Source organism: Acerihabitans arboris (genome assembly GCF_010131535.1).
GTDB lineage: Bacteria > Pseudomonadota > Gammaproteobacteria > Enterobacterales > Enterobacteriaceae > Acerihabitans > Acerihabitans arboris.
In genome coordinates, this window is record NZ_WUBS01000009.1 from 148,310 (window position 1) to 170,885 (window position 22,576).

Sequence of the window (22,576 nt, forward strand, 5' to 3'; positions counted from 1 at the left end):
CCGATGGCCATCCCGAAACTGGTTTCCTATGCGATGCCGACACCGGCGGAATTGCCCGCCAACAAGGTAAACTGGGCCTTTGAACCGCAGCGCGCGGCATTGCTTATCCATGACATGCAGGACTATTTCCTCAATTTCTGGGGCGAGGACAGCGCGCTGGTCAACCGGCTGGTGGAGAATATCGCCGCCCTGCGCCGCTACTGTAAATCACAGGGCATCCCGGTGTTTTACACCGCCCAGCCGGCGCGGCAGAGCGATGAGGATCGCGGGCTGTTAAACGATATGTGGGGACCGGGGTTAAACCAGCATCCCGAACAGCAGGCGGTGGTCGCCGCCCTGACGCCCGATACCGACGACCTGGTGCTGGTCAAATGGCGTTATAGCGCGTTCCATCGCTCGCCGCTGGAGGAAATCCTGACCGAGCGCGGCCGTAACCAGCTGATTATCTGCGGCGTATACGCGCATATCGGCTGCCTGATGACCGCCACCGACGCTTTTATGCGCAATATCAAACCACTGCTGGTGGCGGACGCCCTGGCGGATTTTACCCGCGATGAGCATCTGATGGCCCTGCGTTATGCCGCCGGCCGCTGCGGGCGCGTGCTGATGACCGCCGATTTGCTGCCGGTGCCGGTCAGCAAGGCGCAGCTGCGCGCGCAGATCCTGCCGATGCTCGATGATGATAGCGAGGATCTGGGCGATGATGAAAACCTGATCGACTACGGCCTCGATTCGGTGCGCATCATGACGCTGGCCACCCGCTGGCGGCAGGCGCGCGCGGGGCTTGATTTTGTCGCGCTGGCCCGGGAACCGACCATTCACGCCTGGTGGAAACTGCTGGCTCCGGAGCATAACGCATGACTATCAGCCTGGATTTTAGCGGTAAGCGCGTCTGGATCACCGGCGCGGGGCAGGGCATTGGTTACCGGACGGCGCTGGAGTTTGCCGAGGCCGGGGCCGATGTGGTGGGGCTGGACCGGCGGTTTGCCGGCGACGGCTACCCGTTTCGCACCCAACTGCTGGATATCGCCGATGCGTCGGAGGTCGGGCGGGTTTGCCAGTCCCTGCTGGAGGAAAACCCACGGCTGGACGTTTTGGTTAACGGCGCCGGCATCCTGCGCATGGGCGCCACCGATAGCCTGGACCTCCGGGACTGGCAGGACTGCATGGCGATCAACGCCGGCGGCGCGTTCAACCTGTTTCGCCATACCCTGCCGGTGTTCCGCCGCCAGCGGGCCGGAGCCATTGTCAGCATCGCCTCGAACGCCGCGCACGTGCCGCGCGTGGACATGTCGGCCTACTGCGCCTCGAAAGCGGCGCTGAAGAGCCTGTGCATGACCGTCGGGCTGGAAATGGCGCCGTTCGGCGTGCGTTGCAACCTGGTTTCGCCCGGCTCGACCGATACGCCGATGCAGCGCGGCATGTGGCAGTCCGCCGGGGCGGAGCAGCAGACCATCGCCGGTTTCCCCGATCGGTTTAAGCTTGGCATCCCGCTGGGTAAAATTGCCCGCCCGCAGGAGATTGCCGCCGCGGTGCTGTTCCTCGCTTCCGAACATGCCGGCCATATTACAATGCAGGATATCGTTATCGACGGCGGCGCGACGCTTGCCGCATGAACGGCGGTAAAGGCGGGGGATATCCTCCAGGGCGCCCGACCCTTTGGCCTGATGGGTATGGGCGCCGTTTTCAGCGCCAGCCGGGCCGGCAGCCCGTTACTGATAAGCCTGCTCAGCCCATTGGATAACCGTCTGCTGGCGGCGAAGCCGGCATTTGCGGTTAACGCCGGCGCCTATACCGCCGAAAGTATTCGTGCCCGTATCCTGCCGATCCACCTTGAGCAAATGGACGCCGCGCGCGCCATCGGCATGGCCTACCCGCCATCCACGCTTTAAGCCTTTGTGGACATTCAGGCGGTTGGGCCTTTGGGCAACGCAAGCGCCGGCCATACCGTCATCCAGGTTGCCGCGATGGCGTGGAGATCGTCACGACTGGCCCCTTCGCGGGCTTGCACCGACATGCCGTGCAGCGCGCAGACCAGGTTCTTGGCCAGCCCCGCCGCGTCCATATCCCCGGGCAGCTCCCCCATCGCCTGCCGCTGGCGGAAAAACGCCAGCAGCAGATCTTCCTGCCGATGGTGGCGGGCGCGCAGCATCAGCGCCACGTCGTTAGAAGACGAAGACAGCGCCGCCGAGGTACAGATCAAAAAGCAGCCCGCGGGCAGGGCGTCGTCGGTGAACATCGCCGCCGCATCGCGCAGGTAATCCCACAGAACCCCGGCCACCGGGCGGGCAGTATCGGCCAACAGGTTTTTACCCCGCTCGGCGAACAGCTCGATATAACGCTCGGCGGCGGCGCGGAACAGCCCCTCTTTATTGCCGAACTCAGTGTACAGCGTCGGTGCCTTGGCGCCGGTCGCCGCGACCAGATCCGACATGGAGGTGGCTTCATAACCATGACGCCAGAACAGCACCAGCGCTTTGTCCAGGGCATTTTCCCGGTCGAACAGCTTTGGCCGTCCCGGCCCTTTGGTCGTTTTGACACACGCAGGCGGATGTGTGTCCATAAAATCCTCTCTTATTGATGTTGTCGTGTCAGTATATAATTAATGATCATTAATAAAATTACAAGCACCACGTGGGCAACCGGGGCATCCAGCGCCCGGCCAGGTCGTCAGGACGAGGGATAAAACAAAAAAGAAGACTTTAATCTAGGCATAATCAGTACCTTAAGTATTAAATTAACGATCGATAATAAAAAAGAGTTGATCGGAATGAATACAGAGGGTAGCATTTAGTTATCGAACGTTAAGAAATTAACGCCGCAGACAAAATCCTGATTAACTTTTAAAGAGAGCATACATCATGAAAAACGTAAAATACGCAGTAGCCGCCATCGCCCTGAGCGTCGTCTCTTTCGGTAGTTTTGCCGCCGACCTGGTTAATTCCGCACCGGCCAACCAGCGGCAGGTAGGGGTAATTTCCGCCACCGGCGGCAGCAACCTGTCCTCGCTGGAAAGCCAACTGGCCGACAAAGCCGCGCAGTCCGGCGCCAAATCGTTCCAGATTACCTCGGCTTCCGGCCAGAATAATCTGCACGGCACTGCGGTAATTTATCAATAAGTATCAAGGTGCAGCGGGGTATTTGAACCCCGCGCCCGTCGGGCCGGAAATTATCCGGAAAGGGTATCGAGCGAGCAATTTGGTTATTCGATATCACATTTATTATATATAAATAGATCCGATGCAAATAACACGGCCAGTCGTTAATTAAGCAATTATGCGTGGGCGTCAGCAAGCCCGCGAACAGTGAAAACGATATTACACCAGATTATAGAGAGTCAATTATCATGAAAAATGTAAAATACGCAGTAGCCGCCATCGCCCTGAGCGTCGTTTCTTTCGGTAGTTTTGCCGCCGACCTGGTTGATTCCGCACCGGCCGACCAGCGGCAGGTAGGGGTAATTTCCGCCACCGGCGGCGGCAGCCTGTCCTCGCTGGAAAGCCAACTGGCCGATAAAGCCGCGCAGTCCGGCGCCAAATCATTCCAGATTACCTCGACCTCCGGCCATAATAATCTGCACGGCACCGCGGTAATTTATGAATAATCGACATAGAACAGGAGTGCCGCCCATGGCGGCCTTCCGTTCTTGTTATATTTAACGCCCGCTTGACGTTATTCCCGCATTGTCACGGCGCTAATTGGACTGGATAAAATCCATTTTACCCGCCGTCATCGCGCGCAAAGGCGATGTCAAAATCTATTATTCAAAAGATCCGAGATAATCGCTTTTACCAATAGCCAGGCCTTGGTTACGCAGGATGTCGTAGGCCGTGGTGATATGGAAAAACAGATTGGGCAACGCCAGGCGGAATAAATAATCATAACCGCTGAAGGTTTTAGCTGTGCCGCGCATATTCATCACAATCGGCCTTTCACCCGCGTGGGCAAACAGGTCCTGGGGCAGGCTGTTGAGATAGGCGATGGTTTTGTCGATTCGTTGCTGCAATTGCGCAAAGGTCGTTTCGGTATCGGGAAAACTGGGTATTTCACCGCCCGATAAACGCGCCGCGCAGGATTTCGCCGCATCGCTGGCCGACTGCACCTGCCGTGCCAGGCTGAACATATCGGGCGCCAGGCGGGCATTCACCCACTGGGATTCATCAATACCCTGCTCGGCGGTAAAGGCGACCGCTTTACGCAGCAGCGCGGACAGATTGTTAAGCGCCCGGATAAATACCGGGATCGAGGCTTGATAGTAGGTCAGGTCGTATTGTGCCGGATTAGCCATGTTCAGTCTTCTCATCGTTATCTGATATAAGGGTAGACAGCGGGCCGGTGGTCCTGCCCGCCATCAACTTAGGACGCGGCTTCCGGCACGTCAATGTTTTTTTAACGATTGCTATGAAATGTGTTGACCCGGTAGCCATTGGTAATGGGGACCAGATCGCCGCGGGCGGGACGCCTCAGTTATTCCTTGCCCGCGCCAGGCAATCCAGGCGCCGTTCGTCGACCCGTTTGGCAAACCAGGCGGTGGTCAGCCGGCGGGTAATTTTCGGACTTTCCAGGGTAATGCCCGGCAGCACGGCGCGCGGCAGCGGCTGGTCCTGGGTTTTATCCGCCAGGGCGTATACGCGCCGGTAAAGATCCGTCTCCTCGAAATCCAGCCGTTCGCCTTTAACCAGCGCCCGGCGGATGGCCGCGTCGCTCATATCCAACCGTTTGCCGAGCGACCGTATAGCCAGCTCCGTGGCGCCCGCCGCATCCGAACCATAGTTTACCAGGTCGCCGTCAAGCGCCAGCTTCTTGCCGGTGGCGCGGCTGACGGCATTCTGGAACGCGGCGTTGCGGCTGGCGTACCAGCCGGCGTTGAAATCGGCAAAGCGGAATATCTGCCGGGGATAATGGGTCGGGTAACCGAGTAAATGCACAATGCCAAAGTACATGCCGCCGCGACGGCTGAACACCTCGTGACGGATCGAACCCTCGACGGGGTAGGGATAACCGTCGGCGTGCCCGGCGGCGAAGGCAATGCTGACCTGCATCGGCCCGCCGGTATGCACCGGATTGAGATTGCCAAACAGTTTTTGCCCCATCGGCACCATACCGATGAAGTCCTCGAAGATGGCGCTCAGCTCTTTTTCGCTGCGCGCGTTGTCCAGGCGTTCGCTATAGGTCTTGCCGTTAGGCGAGTTGATATGCAGCGCGGCATGGACCACGATGGCCGGGATATGCGCCTGGGCGGCGCGGCGGTCGATTTCATCCCAGGCGATCTTGCCCAATCCCGGCACCGGCGCGTCGGCCTGCAGGCCGGATTCCTGCTGGGCCACGGCCAGTACCGAACAGATATTCTCCGTATTGGGGTCGATATTCCGGGCGTTGAACGCCGTATAGATATCCTTGGCCCAGCCCGCGCGATCGGTGGTATTGGGCGGCAAAAGACGCGCGATTTGCGCCTGCGCCTCGGCGGGCTGGCGTGTGGCGGCGCCCTGGTGTTGTTGGGTGCCGCAGCCGGCCAGGGCCAGCAGCAGGGCGATGCCCATCCATTGCCGGCTCCGGCGCGGCGGCGATACCGCCGCGCCGTTATCCGGGCGGCAGGCGAGTGGGGCATTGCGGGCAAAGCCTGGCGTAAGCGGGTGGGGCATAACGCGGTAAAAAGGCATGTCTTTCCTGTTAAACCTGGCTTGGACGGCGGGACAAACCGTAGTGTAGCAGTCCCGCGATAATAAGCGCCGGCAAGGTGGCGCCCACCTGCGGCAACCATTGGACCATGGCCTGGTAAACGGCGATGCCGCATGCCCAGGCCAGGAACGCCCGCCATGACGAGGCCGCCGCGGGGGCCAGACCCCGGCGGCGGATCAGGAAGTGCTCCACCAGCACCACGCCGAACAGCGGCGCAAATACCGAGCCGATCAATAACAGGAAATTTTCATACTGCGACAGAGGCACCCCCCAGGCAATCAGCGTACACGCCAGGCCGATAATCAGGGTCAACGGCTTCACCCGCATCGGTACCAGCAGCGCCGACGACAAGGCCGCCGAATGGATATCGGCAAAAGCGTTTTCATTTTCATCGATCAGTATCAGCAATAAGGGAATGCCCATGGCCGCGCCCGAGAGCGCCACCAGCAGCGCGCTGGCATCGTTATTACTGACAAAGGCCAGGGCGTAGGCGCCGCCCAGGGCCATGACCCACAGGCTGCCGGCCAGGTAGCCGGCCAGCGTGCCGAAAAAGGTTTGCCGGGCGCTTTTGCCAAAACGGGTATAATCCGCCACCAGCGGCAGCCAGGACAGGGCCATGGAAATCACAATATCGCAGCCGGCCGCAAACGGCAGCGTGCCGTTGCCGGCGGTGGCGGCCAGTCCGGCCATATCCGCCCGCCGCCATAACGACCAGCTTAACCAGCCGCAGGCAATAATCAGCAACCAGATGCCGAAGCGCCGCAGCACCACCCGGATAAATGCCAATGGGCCCGCCAGGGCCAGCGCCGTGGCGCAAAAGCCGAACAGCCAGGTCCATAAGGCCGGATTTGCCCAAAGGCTGGTGCTGCCCAGGGCGCGGGCCGCCAGCAGGCTGGCCGCGTCGCGCATCATCACAATTTCAAACGCGCCCCAGCCAATCAGCTGTAGCAGATTGAGCAGGGACGGCACCGACGCGCCGGTTTTGCCCAGGCTAAAAGCCATGGTGGCCATCGACGAACGGCCGGTGTCATACCCGATGACCCCGGCCAGCGCCAGCAGCAGACATCCCGCCAGCGATCCTAGGGCGATGGCGGACAGCGACCCTGCCATGCCTAGCCCTGGGGAAAGAATGGCGCCGGCCTGCAACACCGCCAGCCCAATGCCTAAAGAGAACCATAAGGAAAAAAGATCCCGCCAGCCCAGCACGCGTCCGCCTGGGGTAATCAACCGGTCGGGAGCATAAGTATCAATGTTTTTCATGGGGTTATCGGATTGCGCATGGATAAGCGAGCATAGCATAACCTAACCGTCCGGGCGCTGGCTATTCCTGCCGCCGGCGTTAATCCGGCCGGCCTTGCAGTGAGAGCTGCGTCAGCCACAGGCGGGTATCGAATTCCAACTGGTGATAGCGTGGTTCCATATGGCAGCAGAGCTGGTAAAACGCTTTGTCATGTTCTTTTTCCTTCAGATGCGCCAGTTCATGCACCACAATCATGCGCAGGAAATCCGCCGGGGCGGTTTTGAATACCGTGGCGATGCGGATCTCGGCCTTGGCCTTCAGCCTGCCGCCCTGCACGCGCGATACCGCGGTGTGCAGGCCCAGGGCATTTTTCAGCACATGGATTTTACTGTCCCAGGCGACTTTATTGACCGGGGCGGCGTTGCGCAGGTAATGGTTTTTCAGATCCAGCGTATAGACATACAACGCCTTGTCGCTGGTGACCTCATGGGCGGCGGGATAGCGCTGCGCCAGCACCTCGCCCAGCCGTTGTTCCTCGATTAGCGTACGCACCTGCGCAAGCAAATGTTCCGGATAACCCTGCAAATAGATAAGTGGTGTCATAAAAGCCCTGCCGCGCGGCGATGGAAAAAATGCTGACTTGCCCAAGGGTAACGGATCCCCGGTTTAATGCCAACGACCACCGGCGGGGTCCATCATTTCATTGCCCGGCGCGTTCTGTGCGTCAGTTCACCCTCTCCCGCCTTCAGCCCGATTAACGTTCCATAACGAAACGTTAATGGCCCGGCAATGTTCCAAACGGGAACCTTTCAGGGGGTTATCATCTGCGGGCCAAAGCTGCCTTATAGTCATTATCTATTCCTATTATCTGGCGGAGCAGCGTATGAAAAAATTAATCAATAACGTTGAAACGGTTTTACAGGAACAGCTTGACGGCCTGGTGGAAGCCCATCCCGGGCTGAAACTGCATCGGGAACCGCTGTTTGTTACCCGTAGCGATGCGCCGGTAGCCGGCAAGGTGGCGCTGATGTCCGGCGGCGGCAGCGGCCATGAGCCGATGCACTGCGGTTATATCGGCGAGGGCATGCTGGCGGGCGCGTGTCCCGGCGAGATATTCACCTCCCCCACGCCGGACCAGATGTATGAATGCGGACAGGCCATTGACGGCGGCCAGGGCATATTGATGCTGATTAAGAACTATACCGGCGATATCCTTAATTTCGAGACGGCGGCGGAGTTGCTGCACGCCGGTGGCACGCCGGTGGCGACCCTGGTGGTCGATGACGATGTAGCGGTAAAGGACAGCCTCTATACCACCGGCCGGCGCGGCGTGGCCAATACCGTCCTGATGGAAAAGCTGCTGGGGGCGGCGGCGGCGCGCGGCGACTCGTTGGATGAATGCGCGGCGCTTGGCGAGCATATCAATAACCAGGGGCATTCGCTGGGCATCGCCCTGGGCGCCTGCACCGTGCCCGCCGCCGGTAAACCGTCGTTTGCGCTGGCGGAGGATGAGATGGAGTTTGGCATCGGCATCCACGGCGAGCCGGGCATTGAGCGCCGTCCGTTTACCTCGCTTAACGACACGGTGGATACCATGTTTACCACCCTTATCGAACACGGCGGCTACCAGCGCACCTTGCGCCACTGGGATCGCCAGGCGGGCGATTGGCGCGAAAGCCGCCAGGCCAAGCAGCCGCTGGTCAAAGGCGATCGGGTGATTGTGCTGGTCAACAACCTGGGATCGACACCGCTGTCGGAGCTGTATGGCGTCTGGCACCGCCTGGCGAAGCGTTGCGCGGAGTTCGGCCTGCGGGTGGAACGTAAATTAATCGGTTCCTATTGTACCTCGCTGGATATGCAAGGCATGTCCATTACCCTGCTGAAGGTCGATGACGCGCTGCTGGCGCTGTGGGATGCGCCGGTCAACACGCCGGCCCTGCGCTGGGGCTGTTAATTCATGGAGGCAACAATGGTTATCACCAGACAGCATATCGTCAGTTGGCTGCAGCTGTGCGCCGAGGTGTTTACCGAACAGCGGGATTTCCTCACCCGGCTGGACTCGGATATCGGCGATGGCGATCACGGCCTGAATATGAACCGCGGCTTTAATAAAGTGCTGGAGAAATTGCCTTCGGTAGCGGACAAGGATATTGGTTTTATCCTCAAGAATACCGGTATGACGCTGCTGTCGAGCGTGGGCGGCGCCAGCGGCCCGCTGTTCGGCACCTTTTTTATCCGCGCCGCCCAAAGCACCAACGCCAAGCAAAGCCTCGATTTGCCGGCCCTGTGCCAGATGCTGAAAGAGGGGTCGGAAGGCGTGGTCATGCGCGGCAAGGCCGAGCCGGGTGATAAAACCATGTGCGACGTCTGGGTTCCGGTGGTCGAGCAACTGGAGCGGGACCGCCAGGGCAACCTGGATATTATCGACGCTCTGCGCCTGGCCGTCGACCGGGCGCAGCAGGCCCTGGAATCCACGATCACCATGCAGGCGCGTAAAGGACGGGCCAGCTACCTGGGCGAGCGCAGCATTGGTCACCAGGACCCCGGCGCCACCTCGGCGATGCTGATGATACAGGCGCTTTACCAGGTGGTTACCCGTTAGTCACAGGCCCTGGGCCGGCAGGAGGAGAGATGGTCAATATCGTGGTAGTGTCCCACAGTCTTCTGCTGGCGCAGGGCGTTGCGCAGCTGGCTGAACAGATGATCCAGGGCGGCTGCAGGCTGGCAATCGCCGCCGGGGTGGACGACGAAGCGCATCCCATCGGCACCGATGCGGTTAAGGTAATGGAAGCCATTGCATCGGTGGACGACCCTGCCGGCGTATTGGTGCTGATGGATCTTGGCAGCGCCTTGCTAAGCGCGGAAACGGCGCTGGAGCTGCTGGACCGCGACATGGCGCAACGGGTCCGGCTGTGCGCCGCGCCGCTGGTGGAAGGTACGCTGGCGGCGGTGGTGGCGGCCTCGGCGGGCGGCGATTTGCCGCGGGTTACAACCGAGGCGCTGGGCGCGCTGGCGGCGAAAGCCCGCCAGCTTGGCGAGCCGGCCGACCAGCCCGCCGCCGGTCCGGCCACGCCGGTGATGCCCGCCGATGGCCAAAGCGTCAGTTGGAAAGTACTTAACCCGAATGGACTGCACGTGCGCCCCGCCGCCCAACTGGCGGGGGTGTTGGCGCCGTTCAAGGCCGATCTGTTGCTGCAAAAGGAGGGGCGTGGCGTCGATCCCCGCAGCCTCAATCAGCTGGCGACGCTGCAAGTCCGCCAGGGCGATACTATTCGCCTGCTGGCCAGCGGACCGGAGGCGCAGCAGGCGCTGGACGCGTTCAGCACGCTGGCGCGCCGGGGTTTTGGCGAACACGTTGACGCGCGCGCGGGCATGGTACTTGGCGGCATTCCGGTTCCCCCGGGCGGCATACGCGCGCCGGTGCTGAAACTGCGGCCGGCTCGTTATCATGCCCGCTCCGAGACGATTTCCCGCGCACAGGTCACCGGGCAACAGCAGCGTCTGCGTTCGGCGATGGCTGCCACCCGTGGCGATCTGCGACGGCTGGCGCACCGGGCCGGCGATGCCATGGGGCCGGATCAGGCGGCCATTTTCAGCGCCCACGCGCTACTGATTGAGGATGAGGACCTGCTGCGGGCGTTTGACCAACGTATCGCCCGGCAGCTGGCCGGCGCCGAGGCGGCGGTGCAACACGAACTGTTGGCGATGGCGGGTGAATACCTGGCGATGGAGGACCCCTATCTGCGCGCCAGGGAACTGGATATCCGCGATATTCTCAATCGCGTTCTGGGACACCTTGGCGCCGGGCCGGTGGCGCCGTTAAGCATTGGCGACGGCGACGGCGTATTGCTGGTGGCGGAGGAACTGATGCCGTCCGAAATGATCGGCCTGGAGCGGCAAAAGGTGAAGGGTATTTGCCTGAGCGAGGGGAATATCTGGTCCCACAGCGCCATCCTGGCGCGGGCGCAGGGCATACCGATGGTGGTGGGCGTCAGCGGATGTATGCAGGCCACCCGCACCGGCCAGATGGCGGCGCTGGATATGACCACCGGATCCCTCACCGTCGACAAACCCGCCGGCGGTAAAAAGGCGGGGCTGGACGAGGCATAAGATCATGCCGCGCGGCGGCGTGCCTGTTTGAAGCATGGCGCCGCCGCATGCGGCGCGATGCTTGCCAGTAATATTTTCCCCGCGCCGATGACAACGGATCCGGCGGCGATTATTCAGCCTCGGCGCGCGCTTTAAACCGCGCCATTTCAAGCTGGTATTGCTTTACCTTACGCCATAGCGTGGTGCGGCCGATGCCCAGCAGCGGCGCCATCTCGTTGAGCTGCCCCCGGCACATCAGCGCCGCGCGGATAATCGCCTGGCGCTCCAGGTCCGGAAACGACAGCACCGGCTGCGCCTCGGGCGCGTCCGGCTCAACCAGCGCCCGCTCATGCAACAAATGCTCCGGCAGATCGTTAAGGTCGATGCGATTGTTGCGGCAGGTCATGGCGGCACGCTCCACCACGCTTTTCAGCTCCTGATCATTGCCCGGCCAGGGGTACAGGCACAATTGGCGGATCACATCCTCCCCGATCTGATAGCGGCACTGGAAATGACGACCCAGCGTCTTCAGGCTGTCCTGTACCAGCAGGGGGATATCCTGCGCCCGCAGGCGCAGCGGTGGAATATGCAGTTCGAAGGATTGCAGGGTATAAAACAGCTGGCGGCGAAACCGGCTTTGCTTGACCAGCAGCGGCAGATCGGCGCCGGTGGCGGCAATTACCCGTACATCCACCGGGATCACCCGGTTCGAATTTACGCGCATCAGCATGCCGGTTTTAATAATTTGCAGCAGGGCGGACTGCATTTCAGGCGACAGGTATTCAACCTGCTCCAGGTACAGGGTACCGCCGTTGGCCAGCTCGAATTTACTTGGCTGCCCGGCCTCGCCCTCGCTGGCGTCGCTGCCCAGGAATTCCCGCGCCATCAAATCCTGCGGCAGCGCCTGGCAATTAAGTGCGATAAACGGGCCATGCGCGCGTTCGCCGCCGTTATGGATCGCCTGTCCGAGGCGCTGCTTGCCCACGCCCTCCTCACCGTGCAATAGCATCGGGTGCCGGCCTTTGGCCGCCTGTTTGCCGTAGCGCACCAGCCGCCGCATTTCCAGCGAGGCCAGCGGCATATCCGCAAAGGTATAGCTCGCCCGGCCCAACTGGTTATGCACCAACTGCTGCAATAGCTCCTGGGGATGAAGCAGGGCGATAAAGCCGCAGCGGTCGCCGTCCGGGATCGGCTTTAGCGTCAGCAGCGCCGGGATAAACTGTTGTCGGCTCTCAAAGGTCACCTGCACATGGCTCAGCGGGCTGCGGTTGTGCATCGCCTGGATCACCAGCGCCGGCAGGGTGATAAGCGTCAGCACCGGTTTGCCGAGGCTTGCCGTTTCATCGAGGCGCAGCATGGCCGCCGCACGCGCGTTCAGGTATTGCAGGCAGCCGTGCTGATCCCAGGCCAGTACGCCGTCCTCCACGCCATCCAGCAGGGCGTTAAGCGCATTCAGGTGGCGATTGGTTTCAGCCAGCAGGCTGTCGGCGTGCAGGTAGTTGCCCACTTCGCGCGCCAGCACCAGCGTCAGCGATAAATCGCTGGCGGCTTTTTCCTCTACCAGGCTGGCCAGTACGATAACCGCGCGCTGGCGGCCGCCGTTGTCGTAGACCGGGGCGGCGCAAAAATGCCAGGGATGCAGCGCCTGCCTGAAATGCTGCTCTCCCGCCAGTTGCACCGGATAGCCCCCGGCAATGGCCAGCGCCGGCGCGTTGGAGCCGATCAGGCCCTCGGTCCAGTAGCTGCCGGGACCGATGCCCAGCGCTTCCAGCTGTGCCTGGGTAAACGGGTGCCCGCATACCCACAGGGTACAGCCGCTCTCATCGAGGATCAGCAGCGCGCAGGGGCGTGATTCCATATATTCATACGCATCCTCCAGCGCCGCCTGTCCCAGCACCAGCAGGTCGTCCTTGCGCCGGCATATGGAATCAAAGGTGGCGCCGGCGGCGCGGTGCGCCGGACGCCAGTCGGCGGGCTGCATCAGTTTGCGGCAGCGGCGCCAGGATTCCTCAAGCGCGGGGGGCGCGCAGGCCGACTCCCGCTTGGGAAGGTCGTCGCGTCCGGAAAGGGGCAAGGCAGGTTTCAGCGCCACTATATCGTCATCCCGTATCGGCTCAATCAGGTAGGATATTACCCCAGAATACCGGCTGGATTTCTGTTAAGTCCCGGGCAAATATGACAGGCGATATCATTCTGTAGCTTGAGGCCGAAGCCAAAAAAGCGGATTCGTGAACACTCGCACCTTAAAAGGCTCAAAAACATGCACAATAGGTTAATTAAGGGAGATTGAGATATCGCCAGTGTGGTTATCCCTATATCAATATTACCGTTCTTACGCCAGGTTAAATCGAAAAAGTTAAACCCGTAGGGTTGGGCAGGGCTGAAATAAAAATGTTTATAACAACCCGGCTGAAATAAACATTAAAAGTGTTAATCATCTTCTTTATATATGGGGCCGGGTTACTGTTTGTCAAACATCGCTACTGTATGTTGGAGAACATATATGAATATAAATAAACCTTCCCCCCATAGTCAAATGCTGGAAACTATAGGCATGCGGTCGTTAGTGGTATTTGCCATTTCCGCGGCGGCCGAATTAAAAGTAGCGGATGTGATTGGCGATAATATTTGCCCGATCGATGAATTGGCTTATGTTACCCAAACCGATGCAAATTCCCTGCATCGGCTGCTGCGCGCGCTCAGCGGCGAAGGCATTTTTATCGAGGAAGAGGGCGGTTATCGCAATTCCATCCTGAGCAATACGCTGCGCCGCGATATACCGGACTCGCAATACGCCTGGGCGCAGTTTATGGCCTCACCACAGGTAAACCGCTGCTTTGAGCGCTTAAGCTGGTCGCTGGCTACCGGACTGCCCATATTTGATGAAATCCACGGTTGCTCCTTTTTCGAATCCCTGCGCCGGGACCCGGCGGCGGCCAATCGTTTCGCCAGCGCCATGACATCGATGTCCGCCTCCTCCCTTGCCGACGCCCTTGACGCGTATGATTTTTCGCAGGCCGGCTGCGTGGTGGATGTGGGCGGCGGCTACGGTACCTTTTTACGCGGCATCCTGGCCGCCCACCCGCTTACCAGCGGCATTCTCTTCAAGCGGCCGGAGATCCCGGCGAACGCAGCACGGGATGAAACCGGGGCGGATGAACGGCTGATGTTGGCCAGTGGTGATTATTTCGACAGTGTGCCGAGGCTGGGCGATACCTATATCCTGCGGCACGTGCTGCGCGACTGGCCGGACGACAAGGCGATCGGCATCCTGCGCAACTGTCGTAAAGCCATGCGCCCCGATGGATGCGTGCTGATTTTTGAACATGTGCTCCGGCCGGCCAATGAGCACGATTATGCCAAATTCCTTGATTTGATGCTGCTGGCCTACGCCACCGGACGCGAAAGGAGTATCGGGGAGTTCGGCCGGCTGGTGGATCAGGCGGGGCTGCGTATCAAGAGGGTGATACCCGCCGGTGGGGTTCATACCATCATCGAGGCGCGGATATAAGCGCATCAGGGCATCGGTGGCGCTGTGCTAAGCGACGCGGTCGCGCTATGCTGGGCAATAAGCGTGGGCACCCGCTGTAAAGCGGGCCGCTTTTATTAAACTTTTCGTTAATTCAGCAAAGGATTTTCACCTATATGAATAATCCCGCAAATGCGCCGTTGGCCATTATCCAGCTGGGCGCGCCGCCGGCGGCGATTATCGCCGGGGTCGGCGAGCAGCATAACTGGTTTATCCGGGCGCTAGGGCTGGCCCCGGGCGACTATCTCCTGATCCGCCCCGATCTGGGCGATCCGCTGCCGGACGACGGCGCGATATCAGGTGCGATCCTGACCGGCTCATGGGCGATGGTTACCGACGGGGCGGCGTGGAGCGAGGCTACCGCCACCTGGATTCGTGAGGTTTATCAACGCGCATTGCCGTTGCTGGGCGTGTGTTATGGCCATCAGCTAATGGCCTATGCCCTCGGCGGCGCGGTGGCGGACAATCCCCAAGGGTGGGAAGGGGGCCTGCAATGGATAGAGGCCACGCGGGATGCCGGTAAAGACCTCTTGCTGGCCGGACTTCCCGGCCGGTTCAGCGCCTGGCTGTCCCATCGCCAGACGGTGCTGTCTCCGCCTGCTGGCGCCAGGGTGCTGGCGGCCTCCCAGCAAGATCATTGCCAGGTTATCCGCTACAGCCCGCAGGCGTTTTCGGTACAGTTTCATCCCGAGTTTACCGCCGCCATTATGGACGCCTGCCTGCGCGCCAATGGCCGGGTGCCCGAACAGGAAGCGCCGCGCGTGGGAACGAGCGGCGATGGCGCATGGCCATTGTTGATATTGCGGCGTTTTTACCCGCAGCGGCGCCGGGAAAAAACGGATGGGGCGGCGGCGTAAAACCCGTAAGGGAAAGCGATGTTCAGTGGATAAATCATCGATCGGTATTCGAGACGGCACGTGAAAAAGAACGCCGGCTGAATCGATGTATTAATAAGCGGCTGCTTAAAGGCCGGCCCGATCCCCATTCTTTTCTATCAACGGTCATTATCCATATTCTTTCCTATTGCGCCCATTGACGGGTCTAGCGCATCTTTTCAAAATGATACTCAAATTATAAAATTGAGAGGCTCAGTGGATATGATTCTTTTCAATTATTATATTATCCATATGATAAGTCCTTGCCGGTATAACGCATTGAATATTTTGATTATATAAATTCCGGCATATAAAAAATAAATATGTTATAAGTATCAAGCGACAAAAAGTTTTGATAAACCAAGTGACTTTTTCAGTAAATAAATGGATTTATATTTATTATAGGGAATATAATGATGCTAAATTTGAATGAGGGAAATCATAACCGTAATACGAATACGCTAATAGACCTAGTTAATGATATAAATCCTTCGGTAATGATAAACCTTCCGGTGGGACTGGTGTTATTTCATGTCCAAAAAGGTTATTTTTCGGGGAGTGGCGTTTTTTTTAATAAACAAACAGGCACGAAAATCTCGCGTTTCGCTGTCGGAACCGGTACCAAAGGTACGTATTATGTCGCCTATGCGCCTGAAACAGCCCTGGCTGAAGTATTTAAGGATGCTTATCTGGAAGCAGAGGATTTGGATAGGTATTTTATGGCCACCGTTTCGCCCGTGCGCAGCCTGAAAATTGTACACATGGGTTATCTGGCAAGGGAATTGGGGATTGATGTAACCGCTTTGATGAACGAATCCTATGCAACAACACAGAAAATCGCGGCGGAGGTATCTCACTATGCGGATGGATTATGGTATATCTCACGTAAATTGGGTGAACCCTGCCTGGCGTTCTGGCATGAATGCACCGATGGCGCTGGTCTGTTTATTACCCGTGATGTGGTTGCGCTCTCCCGATTCCATTATCAAAACATTGATGCGGAGAGCATGCTCGATCGTTTAAACATCAAGGTGATGTAACGTGATGGCTGAATATTTCCCGCCCTTTTTATTCGGCGTCCTGCATTCCGCGCAGTTTCGCAATGCGGCAAAGCTGGCGGATCTCTTCATCCGTTGCTCCTTTCTCAAGTATGGTCAAAGGGGTTGTCTGCATTTCGAGGCAGGCATCCAAGGTGTCTATTCTACCCATGAAGAAGCCGCATCTGCGGATATCGCTTAGATGATCCAGGCTGCCGAGAATTTCGCCGACCCCTTTAAGCATGCCTTTGTCATTGTGCTGGCCATTTTTGGCAAATTGAAACATGGGGAACAGATAGTCGCCGCCCAGTTGGATCGCCAGCAGCTTGCCGTTCTTGCGGTTATTGTTAACCGTTACCGGCGAGACGCCCAGTATACGGGCAACCTCGCTGGATTTTACCGTGCCGCCAAGCTTAACAAGTTCGTTTAAGAAGTCGGCACGGTTTTTCGCCCGTTTTAACAGCCGGGCGGTTTCCGGGGATTCCTGCTGGCTATGTCTTGCCGTGATGGCCTGGGTAATGAATTCAATAGCAAACTCATCATCCGGCAGGGATAATAGCCCTTTGAATGCTTGTTCGTTATTGTCCAGGGCACACAGGTAGCTTTGCATCAATTTTGCCAATCGTCCCGCGGTGGTGGCATGCCATTCTCCATGCGTGTTTCCAGTCTCAGGGCAGGTTTTCAGGTTGGAAGTGTGCATAAATGGCGTCCTTTTTTATGATTTCAGATTTTACACTATAGTTAAAATCATAAACCTTCGCAACCCGCCATTGCGTTTGTCGCCTTGCGAATACCCTTCGTCTAAGATGTAAACACCACGCTGCTCTTAACCCGGGTATCCACCTGCAGCGAGAAAATATCCGGGCGGGCGTAATGACCGGCCACGTCAAAGTCATAGCGGGCCTAAACCATCTCATCCAGATCGATGGCGGCGGTCACCAGCCCCGTTTCGCCGACGAGCGGGACGGCCAGGATATTCCCCAGCGGCCCGATAACCACGCTGCCGCCGCGGATCAGCGGCCGGTCGTTATCCCAGTTGGGAACGGCGAGGCCCAGTTTCGCCGGCGAGGGTTGAACCCGGCAGGCGCTGACGACAAAACAGCGGCCTTCATGGGCGATATGACGCATAAGGCTTTGCCAAATATCTCGCCCATCCACCGTCGGCGCACACCAGATCTCCACGCCTTTGGCGTACATGGCCATGCGCAAAAGGGGCATATGATTTTCCCAACAGATGGCGGTGCCCAGGCGACCGGCGCTGCCTTCAACCACCGGCAGGGTCGAACCGTCGCCCTGTCCCCGGATCAGCCGTTCGGTGCCGGTGGGCATCAGTTTAAGGTGGATGGCGGCCAGCCCTTCCCCGGCGGAGAAAAACAGCGCCGGGCAGTACAGGGTGCTGCCCGCTCGCTCAATCACGCCGACCACCAGATCGGCGCCGGTTTGCCGCGCTATCCCATCGAGCTGGGACGGCGCACCCACGGCGCGCGCGATAGGGCCGTCACCTTGGTGGAAGAGGCGATTGTCGCCTCGTTCACCGGGTTGCCAGGGTTCGGGAAGCCATAAGGGATGGACTAGAAGTCCTGGCCGTACAGGCCGCCGAGCCGCTGGTACTCTTTCATTTCGGTACGCTCGAAGGTCAGCGGCGTAACAGAAATATAACCTTCGTCATTCAGTTTAAGCTCGCTGTTCTCCGGTCGTTCCAGGCCGCCGTGCTGCACCCGTATCCAGAAATAGTCTTCACCGTGCGGATCCGGCGTGGCTATCACCATCATGCCGTCCACGTTGCCCATGCCCTGTTTGGTGACCCGGATGCCTTTGACCCGATCGGCGGCCATATCGGGAAAATTGACGTTCAGGCAGACCTGCCGATCCCATGACGCCTGCAATAAATGTTGCAGGGTCGGCACCAGATAACGTGTGGCGCTATCCCAGTTTACCGGCTGATCCGGGTCGCGGTTCTGGCTTAAAGCAATCGAGGGAATGCCTGACAGCATGCCCGTCATCGCCGCGCCTACCGTGCCGGAAAGCAGGGTTTCAAACCCCAGGTTGGAGCCGTTATTCACACCAGAGAGCACCAGGTCGGGCGGTGAATCGAGCATTGCCTGATGCACGGCGTATGCCACGCAATCGGCCGGCGTGCCGTAGACGGCAAAGCGCCGTGGGCCTTTGTTAATCACCCGCACCGGTTCGCGCATACTCAGGGAATTGGCCACGCCGCTTTTGTCTTGGGCGGGGGCGACTATCCATACCTCTTCGGCGATTTCCTGGGCGGCCTTGGCCAGCAGTTCCAGGCCGGGCGCGTCGATGCCGTCATCATTGGTCAATAAAACGCGATTCACTTTTTTCATCGTCAGGTGTTCTCCATGGGGTCATGCCAAAAAAGAATGAATGTCGTGTTGTTTTTGCCACGGGCGATGCCTGACATCATAGGACAAAACCACGTTCGAAGGGGATAAAATCTGTACAGCCGCGCGGATTTCTGTTCAGCAACCCTGTCTTGCGGCGGGTAAAAAAGCGCAGCGCAAGGCTAAGGATCTTTGTTGAATAACAGATTGCGAAAATATGACAAATCAAAGACGGGGGGCCGGTTTGCCGGGTGTTATGCCGCGACCGTTTCGGCCGCGGCAACGTGGCTGGGTTACTCAGGGAAATCCGTTGCCAGCGCCGCGTCCTTCCACGCCGCCAAATCCAGCTTCACCTCGCCAATTTTCTGATACGCCAGATCCCACGAGATATGGCCGGCGAACAGGTGCAGCGGTGGTTTTTCCACTGACGCAGCCTGGACGATAAGTTCGGCCAGCTTATCGGGATCCCCGGCCTGGTTGCCCGCCAGGGTACCCAGGTGCAGATCCAGCGAGGCCTGGGCCTCGGTGTAGTCGTCAATATGGCGTTGCGCCAGCGTAAGCGATCCGCTGGAGAGAAATTCCGTGCGCACCGGTCCCGGATAGACCACGGTGGCCTTGATGCCCAATTCACGCGTTTCGGCCGCCATTGATTCCGTCAGTCCCGCCAGGGCGAATTTGGTGGCGACATAGCTGCCCCAGCCCGCGTAGCCGCCCTGGAAACCGACGATAGACGCAATATTAATAACATGCCCGGAGCGCTGGCGGCGCAACTGCGGCAGCGTACGGCGCAGCACATTCAGCGGCGCGAACACATTGACGTCGAAATTACGGCGCAGCTCGGCGTCGGTCAGGGCTTCCACCGTGCCATGCAGGCCATAACCGGCATTATTAACCACCACATCAATCCTGCCGAAGGCCTTAAGGGCCAGCTCTACCGCCGCCCCGACGCTGTCCTCGTCGGTCAGGTCGGCCTCGAGCGGCAGGAACAGCAGGAACTGGTCGGCAGTTGCCGCCACGGCGCGCTCCAGGTCCGCGCGGTTCCTCGAAGTCGCGGCCACGTTGTGACCCAAGGCCAGCAACAAACGGGCCAGTGTCAGCCCGAGGCCTTTGGAGGCTCCGGTGATAAACCAGGTTTTAGGTTGTATAGTGCTCATGACGGGGATTCCTCAGGTAATGATACGGACCGACGGTCTGACGCGCGAACGGCTTGCCGGCGTCGACGCCGCCCGGCTGGAGAATGACACGGGTTATGATACGGTTTTCCCCGCGGTGAGCGAATATCCAGTTCTTTTGATTTATTGCCTATTCCTGTTTAAATAGCAAAATCCCCGGCCGTGAGCCGGGGAAATGTTTGCATCAAAAGTTATAGGAAAGGCTTACCGAGTAATTACGCGGTTCTCCATAGACCGCATAGTCGCTCAGCCAAGAATAGTAAGTACGATCAAACAGATTGTCGACATTGGCCTGCACCGCCAGCTGTTTCGTCACCTGGTAACGGGCAAACAGATTGGCCAGCGGGATGCTGCCCTGGTAAACACGCTGAGTTTCCCCATCCGGTCCGGTTGCGTCCTGGAAAGTGCGGTTTTGCCAGTTCGCGCCGCCGCCGATGGTCAATTCCGGCAGCATTGGCAGCTGATAACGGCTGAAAAGCTTGAACGAGGTTTGCGGCATATTGCTGTTGAAACGGCCGGTTGAATCTCTTGCCACATAGCGCGTGGCGCCGAAGGTCATCTGCAGGTTGTCCGTCACCGCGCCATTTAGCTCAAATTCCGCCCCTTTACTTACCGCGCCTTTCGCGGCGTAATACGCCTGCTCGCTGCCGCCGTTGACGAAGTTATCGCCATCGGGCTGCCCAACGTTGTCCTGTTCGATACGGAACACGGCCACCGTCGCCGTCAGGCGACCATTCATCCAGTCCGATTTCAGGCCGGTTTCATAGTTTTTACCGGTGACGGGCGAGAGGTAGCTTCCGCTGCGAGAGCGGTACGTCTGTGGCTGGAAGATGGAGGTATAGCTGGCGTAGGCCGACCAGGTATCGTTGATGTCGTAAACCAGGCCGCTATACGGCGTGAGGTTGCTTTTGCTCATGTCGCCGCTGCTGCCGTTGGTGCGCCATTGCGTGTAACGCGCGCCAATGATGAGCGACAGCGGATCGGCCAGCGAGAAGCGCGCGGCGGTGTAGGCGGATTTCTGCCGCACGACATCATCGGCATTCTGGTACCAGTCATCCCATTGCGGATCGGCCACATCGCCGTTCCAGTTGTTGAAACTGCCCATTTGGTCGCTATCCAGGGCGCCGTCCGCGCTGTAAGTGGCGTTATGCTGACGGCTGTAGCTGACACCCGCCACCAGTTCATGCCGACGCCCGAAGAGCCCGAAAGGGCCGCTGGCATAGGTATCAACCGAGTCCAGCTTACGTGTCCCCCGGTCCTTGCTGCCAAACCCGGAAAGGCCCTCGCCGGTCACCGCATCAGGAAAATCCATGATATAGAGAAGCTTATCGTTAAAGGTCTCTTCCGCATGCGTGCCATTCAGGCGAAAGGTCCAGCCGTTGTCGAAGTTATGCGTCGCGTTAGCAAAGACTTTACGCGAATCGAGGCTGTAGCGCGCCCAGTCCGCCGATGGGTTGGTGCTGCGATCAAAGCGCGTGCGCGAGCCGCCGCCGTACCAGGTGGGTAATCCGCCCCAGGTCGGATTACCGGTATTGCTTTGCTGATAGTCGTAGCCTAGCGACAGCGTGGTGTGGTCGGTCACATCCGCGTCCACCACGCCATACAGGAATTTTTTGCTTTTATGGTAGCGGTCCAGCCAACTGTCCTGATCCTGGTAGCCCGCGATGACGCGGCCACGCACATTGCCGGATTCGCTGAGCGGACCAGAGACGTCCATGACATAACGCTGTTTGTTCCAGCTGCCGTAGCTGGTTGAAACATTGCCGGTGAATTCCCTGCTGTCGGCGTGCTTGCGCACCATGTTCACCGATGCGGCCGGATTGCCGGCACCGGTCATCAGGCCGGTGGCGCCGCGTACCACTTCGATGCGGTCATAAATGGCCGTGTCTTCGCCGGCATCGCCAAAGTCCCATGTATCGCTGACCGACGTGGGAATATCATCGAAGGTGTAGTTGTTAATGTAAAAACCACGGGAAAAGTAAGCGGAGCGTTCGCTGTCAATGATTTCAGTCGAAATGCCGGTGGTGTTATCCAGCACGTCGCCCACCGATTGCAGGTCTTGATCCTGCATGCGCTGTTGCGTGATGACACTGACCGATTGCGGGACGTCGCGCGGCGTCAGCAGCATTTTTGTGCCGGCGCGGGTGGTTTTCACGCTGTAATCCTGCTGCTCATTAGCCGATCCATTAGCGGCGGCATCAACGACCATAACCTCCTGCGATTTCGACGTCGCAGTGGTGGTGTCGCTGCTGGTTTCGTCTGCCCGCGCCGGCGCGGGATTTATTAAAGCATGAATCGCCAGTGCCAACAGTAAAACGGTAAACGTATTTTTGATACCCGGCGCGCGCATACCGACGCCGGCTTCCCTGCTAATGAAAGACATAGATACTTCCCATAAGGAATATTGTTATGCGAAGCGCTGCCGCTTTTTTTATTGTCCTGACACCAATACGGCATTACCAGGGTGTCCCGGCAGGTATCACAAAAAGCAAGAAGAGCATGCGATGAGAATAGTAATGATAATGATTTGCGTTAGAAAAATATCAAGGATAGTGGATACTAAATGTAACAAACTGTTATTATTGAATATATCAGCATGCTCACTCAAAG

The 22,576-nt window shown here is 58.7% G+C and carries 22 protein-coding genes; 11 read left to right on the top strand and 11 right to left on the bottom strand.

Translation table 11 applies throughout. The annotated features are described in order from the left end of the window. The first annotated feature begins 3 nt into the window (after nucleotides 1-3). Genes GRH90_RS13920 through GRH90_RS13930 form a run of 3 tightly spaced genes read left to right on the top strand, consistent with a single transcriptional unit; the run spans nucleotide 4 to nucleotide 1,892 of the window. Nucleotides 4-861: an isochorismatase family protein gene (locus GRH90_RS13920; protein WP_162366556.1), complete on the top strand. Its 858-nt coding sequence runs from the start codon at nucleotides 4-6 to the stop codon at nucleotides 859-861. Next, complete coding sequence (gene dhbA, locus GRH90_RS13925) at nucleotides 858-1,616, top strand: 2,3-dihydro-2,3-dihydroxybenzoate dehydrogenase (protein WP_162366557.1); 759 nt, start codon at nucleotides 858-860, stop codon at nucleotides 1,614-1,616. The genes GRH90_RS13920 and dhbA overlap by 4 nt, the downstream gene beginning before the upstream one ends. 57 nt (nucleotides 1,617-1,673) lie before the next feature. Next, nucleotides 1,674-1,892, top strand: coding sequence for a hypothetical protein (locus GRH90_RS13930; RefSeq protein WP_162366558.1), 219 nt, complete (start codon nucleotides 1,674-1,676; stop codon nucleotides 1,890-1,892). A 14-nt stretch (nucleotides 1,893-1,906) separates the two neighbouring features. Here the strand turns inward: GRH90_RS13930 and GRH90_RS13935 are convergent, their stop codons facing one another. Then, on the bottom strand, nucleotides 1,907-2,563 hold the full coding sequence (locus GRH90_RS13935) for a TetR/AcrR family transcriptional regulator (RefSeq protein ID WP_162366559.1): 657 nt from the start codon (nucleotides 2,561-2,563) through the stop codon (nucleotides 1,907-1,909). 298 nt (nucleotides 2,564-2,861) lie between these two features. Here GRH90_RS13935 and bhsA (GRH90_RS13940) point away from each other — a divergent pair, with 298 nt between their 5' ends. Next, nucleotides 2,862-3,119, top strand: a complete 258-nt coding sequence (gene bhsA, locus GRH90_RS13940) for a multiple stress resistance protein BhsA (RefSeq protein ID WP_162366560.1) — start codon at nucleotides 2,862-2,864, stop codon at nucleotides 3,117-3,119. A gap of 227 nt (nucleotides 3,120-3,346) precedes the next feature. Then, the gene (gene bhsA, locus GRH90_RS13945; protein WP_162366561.1) at nucleotides 3,347-3,604 is read left to right on the top strand and encodes a multiple stress resistance protein BhsA; all 258 of its coding nucleotides are present in this window, start codon (nucleotides 3,347-3,349) and stop codon (nucleotides 3,602-3,604) included. A 156-nt stretch (nucleotides 3,605-3,760) separates the two neighbouring features. On the opposite strand, the gene GRH90_RS13950 is transcribed toward bhsA (GRH90_RS13945), so the two are convergent. The 4 genes from GRH90_RS13950 to GRH90_RS13965 form a co-directional block, all read right to left on the bottom strand. Continuing rightward, nucleotides 3,761-4,288 carry a DUF1993 domain-containing protein gene (locus tag GRH90_RS13950; protein ID WP_162366562.1) on the bottom strand — a complete coding sequence of 176 codons (528 nt, stop codon included), beginning with the start codon at nucleotides 4,286-4,288 and terminating at the stop codon, nucleotides 3,761-3,763. A 175-nt stretch (nucleotides 4,289-4,463) separates the two neighbouring features. Further along, nucleotides 4,464-5,540, bottom strand: coding sequence for a DUF1615 domain-containing protein (locus GRH90_RS13955; protein WP_162366650.1), 1,077 nt, complete (start codon nucleotides 5,538-5,540; stop codon nucleotides 4,464-4,466). Between the two features lie 130 nt (nucleotides 5,541-5,670). Further along, nucleotides 5,671-6,939 (bottom strand): putative hydroxymethylpyrimidine transporter CytX, encoded by a 1,269-nt coding sequence (gene cytX, locus GRH90_RS13960; protein ID WP_162366563.1) that lies wholly within the window; start codon nucleotides 6,937-6,939, stop codon nucleotides 5,671-5,673. Between the two features lie 79 nt (nucleotides 6,940-7,018). Then, nucleotides 7,019-7,522: a YgjP-like metallopeptidase domain-containing protein gene (locus tag GRH90_RS13965; RefSeq protein WP_162366564.1), complete on the bottom strand. Its 504-nt coding sequence runs from the start codon at nucleotides 7,520-7,522 to the stop codon at nucleotides 7,019-7,021. A gap of 280 nt (nucleotides 7,523-7,802) precedes the next feature. On the opposite strand from GRH90_RS13965, the gene dhaK reads away from it, so the two are divergent. From dhaK to dhaM, 3 genes are read left to right on the top strand one after another with little or no spacing between them, the layout of a single operon-like run. After that, nucleotides 7,803-8,873, top strand: a complete 1,071-nt coding sequence (gene dhaK / locus GRH90_RS13970) for a dihydroxyacetone kinase subunit DhaK (RefSeq protein ID WP_162366565.1) — start codon at nucleotides 7,803-7,805, stop codon at nucleotides 8,871-8,873. A 15-nt stretch (nucleotides 8,874-8,888) separates the two neighbouring features. Further along, the gene (gene dhaL / locus GRH90_RS13975; RefSeq protein ID WP_162366566.1) at nucleotides 8,889-9,521 is read left to right on the top strand and encodes a dihydroxyacetone kinase subunit DhaL; all 633 of its coding nucleotides are present in this window, start codon (nucleotides 8,889-8,891) and stop codon (nucleotides 9,519-9,521) included. A 29-nt stretch (nucleotides 9,522-9,550) separates the two neighbouring features. After that, nucleotides 9,551-11,029, top strand: coding sequence for a dihydroxyacetone kinase phosphoryl donor subunit DhaM (dhaM, locus tag GRH90_RS13980; protein ID WP_162366567.1), 1,479 nt, complete (start codon nucleotides 9,551-9,553; stop codon nucleotides 11,027-11,029). Between the two features lie 109 nt (nucleotides 11,030-11,138). Here the strand turns inward: dhaM and dhaR are convergent, their stop codons facing one another. Further along, the gene (gene dhaR, locus GRH90_RS13985; RefSeq protein ID WP_281352764.1) at nucleotides 11,139-13,082 is read right to left on the bottom strand and encodes a dihydroxyacetone kinase operon transcriptional regulator DhaR; all 1,944 of its coding nucleotides are present in this window, start codon (nucleotides 13,080-13,082) and stop codon (nucleotides 11,139-11,141) included. 480 nt (nucleotides 13,083-13,562) lie between these two features. On the opposite strand from dhaR, the gene GRH90_RS13990 reads away from it, so the two are divergent. The 3 genes from GRH90_RS13990 (at nucleotide 13,563) to GRH90_RS14000 (ending at nucleotide 16,452) form a co-directional block, all read left to right on the top strand. Continuing rightward, nucleotides 13,563-14,519, top strand: a complete 957-nt coding sequence (locus GRH90_RS13990) for a methyltransferase (protein WP_162366568.1) — start codon at nucleotides 13,563-13,565, stop codon at nucleotides 14,517-14,519. Nucleotides 14,520-14,653: 134 nt separating this feature from the next. Then, nucleotides 14,654-15,394: a glutamine amidotransferase gene (locus GRH90_RS13995; RefSeq protein WP_162366569.1), complete on the top strand. Its 741-nt coding sequence runs from the start codon at nucleotides 14,654-14,656 to the stop codon at nucleotides 15,392-15,394. Nucleotides 15,395-15,825: 431 nt separating this feature from the next. Further along, nucleotides 15,826-16,452 (top strand): RES family NAD+ phosphorylase, encoded by a 627-nt coding sequence (locus tag GRH90_RS14000; protein ID WP_162366570.1) that lies wholly within the window; start codon nucleotides 15,826-15,828, stop codon nucleotides 16,450-16,452. 28 nt (nucleotides 16,453-16,480) lie between these two features. On the opposite strand, the gene GRH90_RS14005 is transcribed toward GRH90_RS14000, so the two are convergent. The 5 genes from GRH90_RS14005 to fhuE form a co-directional block, all read right to left on the bottom strand. Next, nucleotides 16,481-17,149 carry a helix-turn-helix domain-containing protein gene (locus GRH90_RS14005; RefSeq protein ID WP_162366571.1) on the bottom strand — a complete coding sequence of 223 codons (669 nt, stop codon included), beginning with the start codon at nucleotides 17,147-17,149 and terminating at the stop codon, nucleotides 16,481-16,483. 203 nt (nucleotides 17,150-17,352) lie between these two features. After that, nucleotides 17,353-17,928, bottom strand: coding sequence for a nitrilase-related carbon-nitrogen hydrolase (locus tag GRH90_RS14010; RefSeq protein WP_312857188.1), 576 nt, complete (start codon nucleotides 17,926-17,928; stop codon nucleotides 17,353-17,355). 92 nt (nucleotides 17,929-18,020) lie between these two features. Beyond that, a complete protein-coding gene (gene surE, locus GRH90_RS14015) occupies nucleotides 18,021-18,797 on the bottom strand; it encodes a 5'/3'-nucleotidase SurE (RefSeq protein ID WP_162366572.1) in 777 nt (258 codons plus the stop codon). Nucleotides 18,798-19,087: 290 nt separating this feature from the next. Further along, the gene (locus GRH90_RS14020; protein ID WP_162366573.1) at nucleotides 19,088-19,948 is read right to left on the bottom strand and encodes an SDR family oxidoreductase; all 861 of its coding nucleotides are present in this window, start codon (nucleotides 19,946-19,948) and stop codon (nucleotides 19,088-19,090) included. 202 nt (nucleotides 19,949-20,150) lie between these two features. Beyond that, nucleotides 20,151-22,349: a ferric-rhodotorulic acid/ferric-coprogen receptor FhuE gene (gene fhuE, locus GRH90_RS14025; protein ID WP_162366574.1), complete on the bottom strand. Its 2,199-nt coding sequence runs from the start codon at nucleotides 22,347-22,349 to the stop codon at nucleotides 20,151-20,153. Nucleotides 22,350-22,576: the final 227 nt, after the last annotated feature.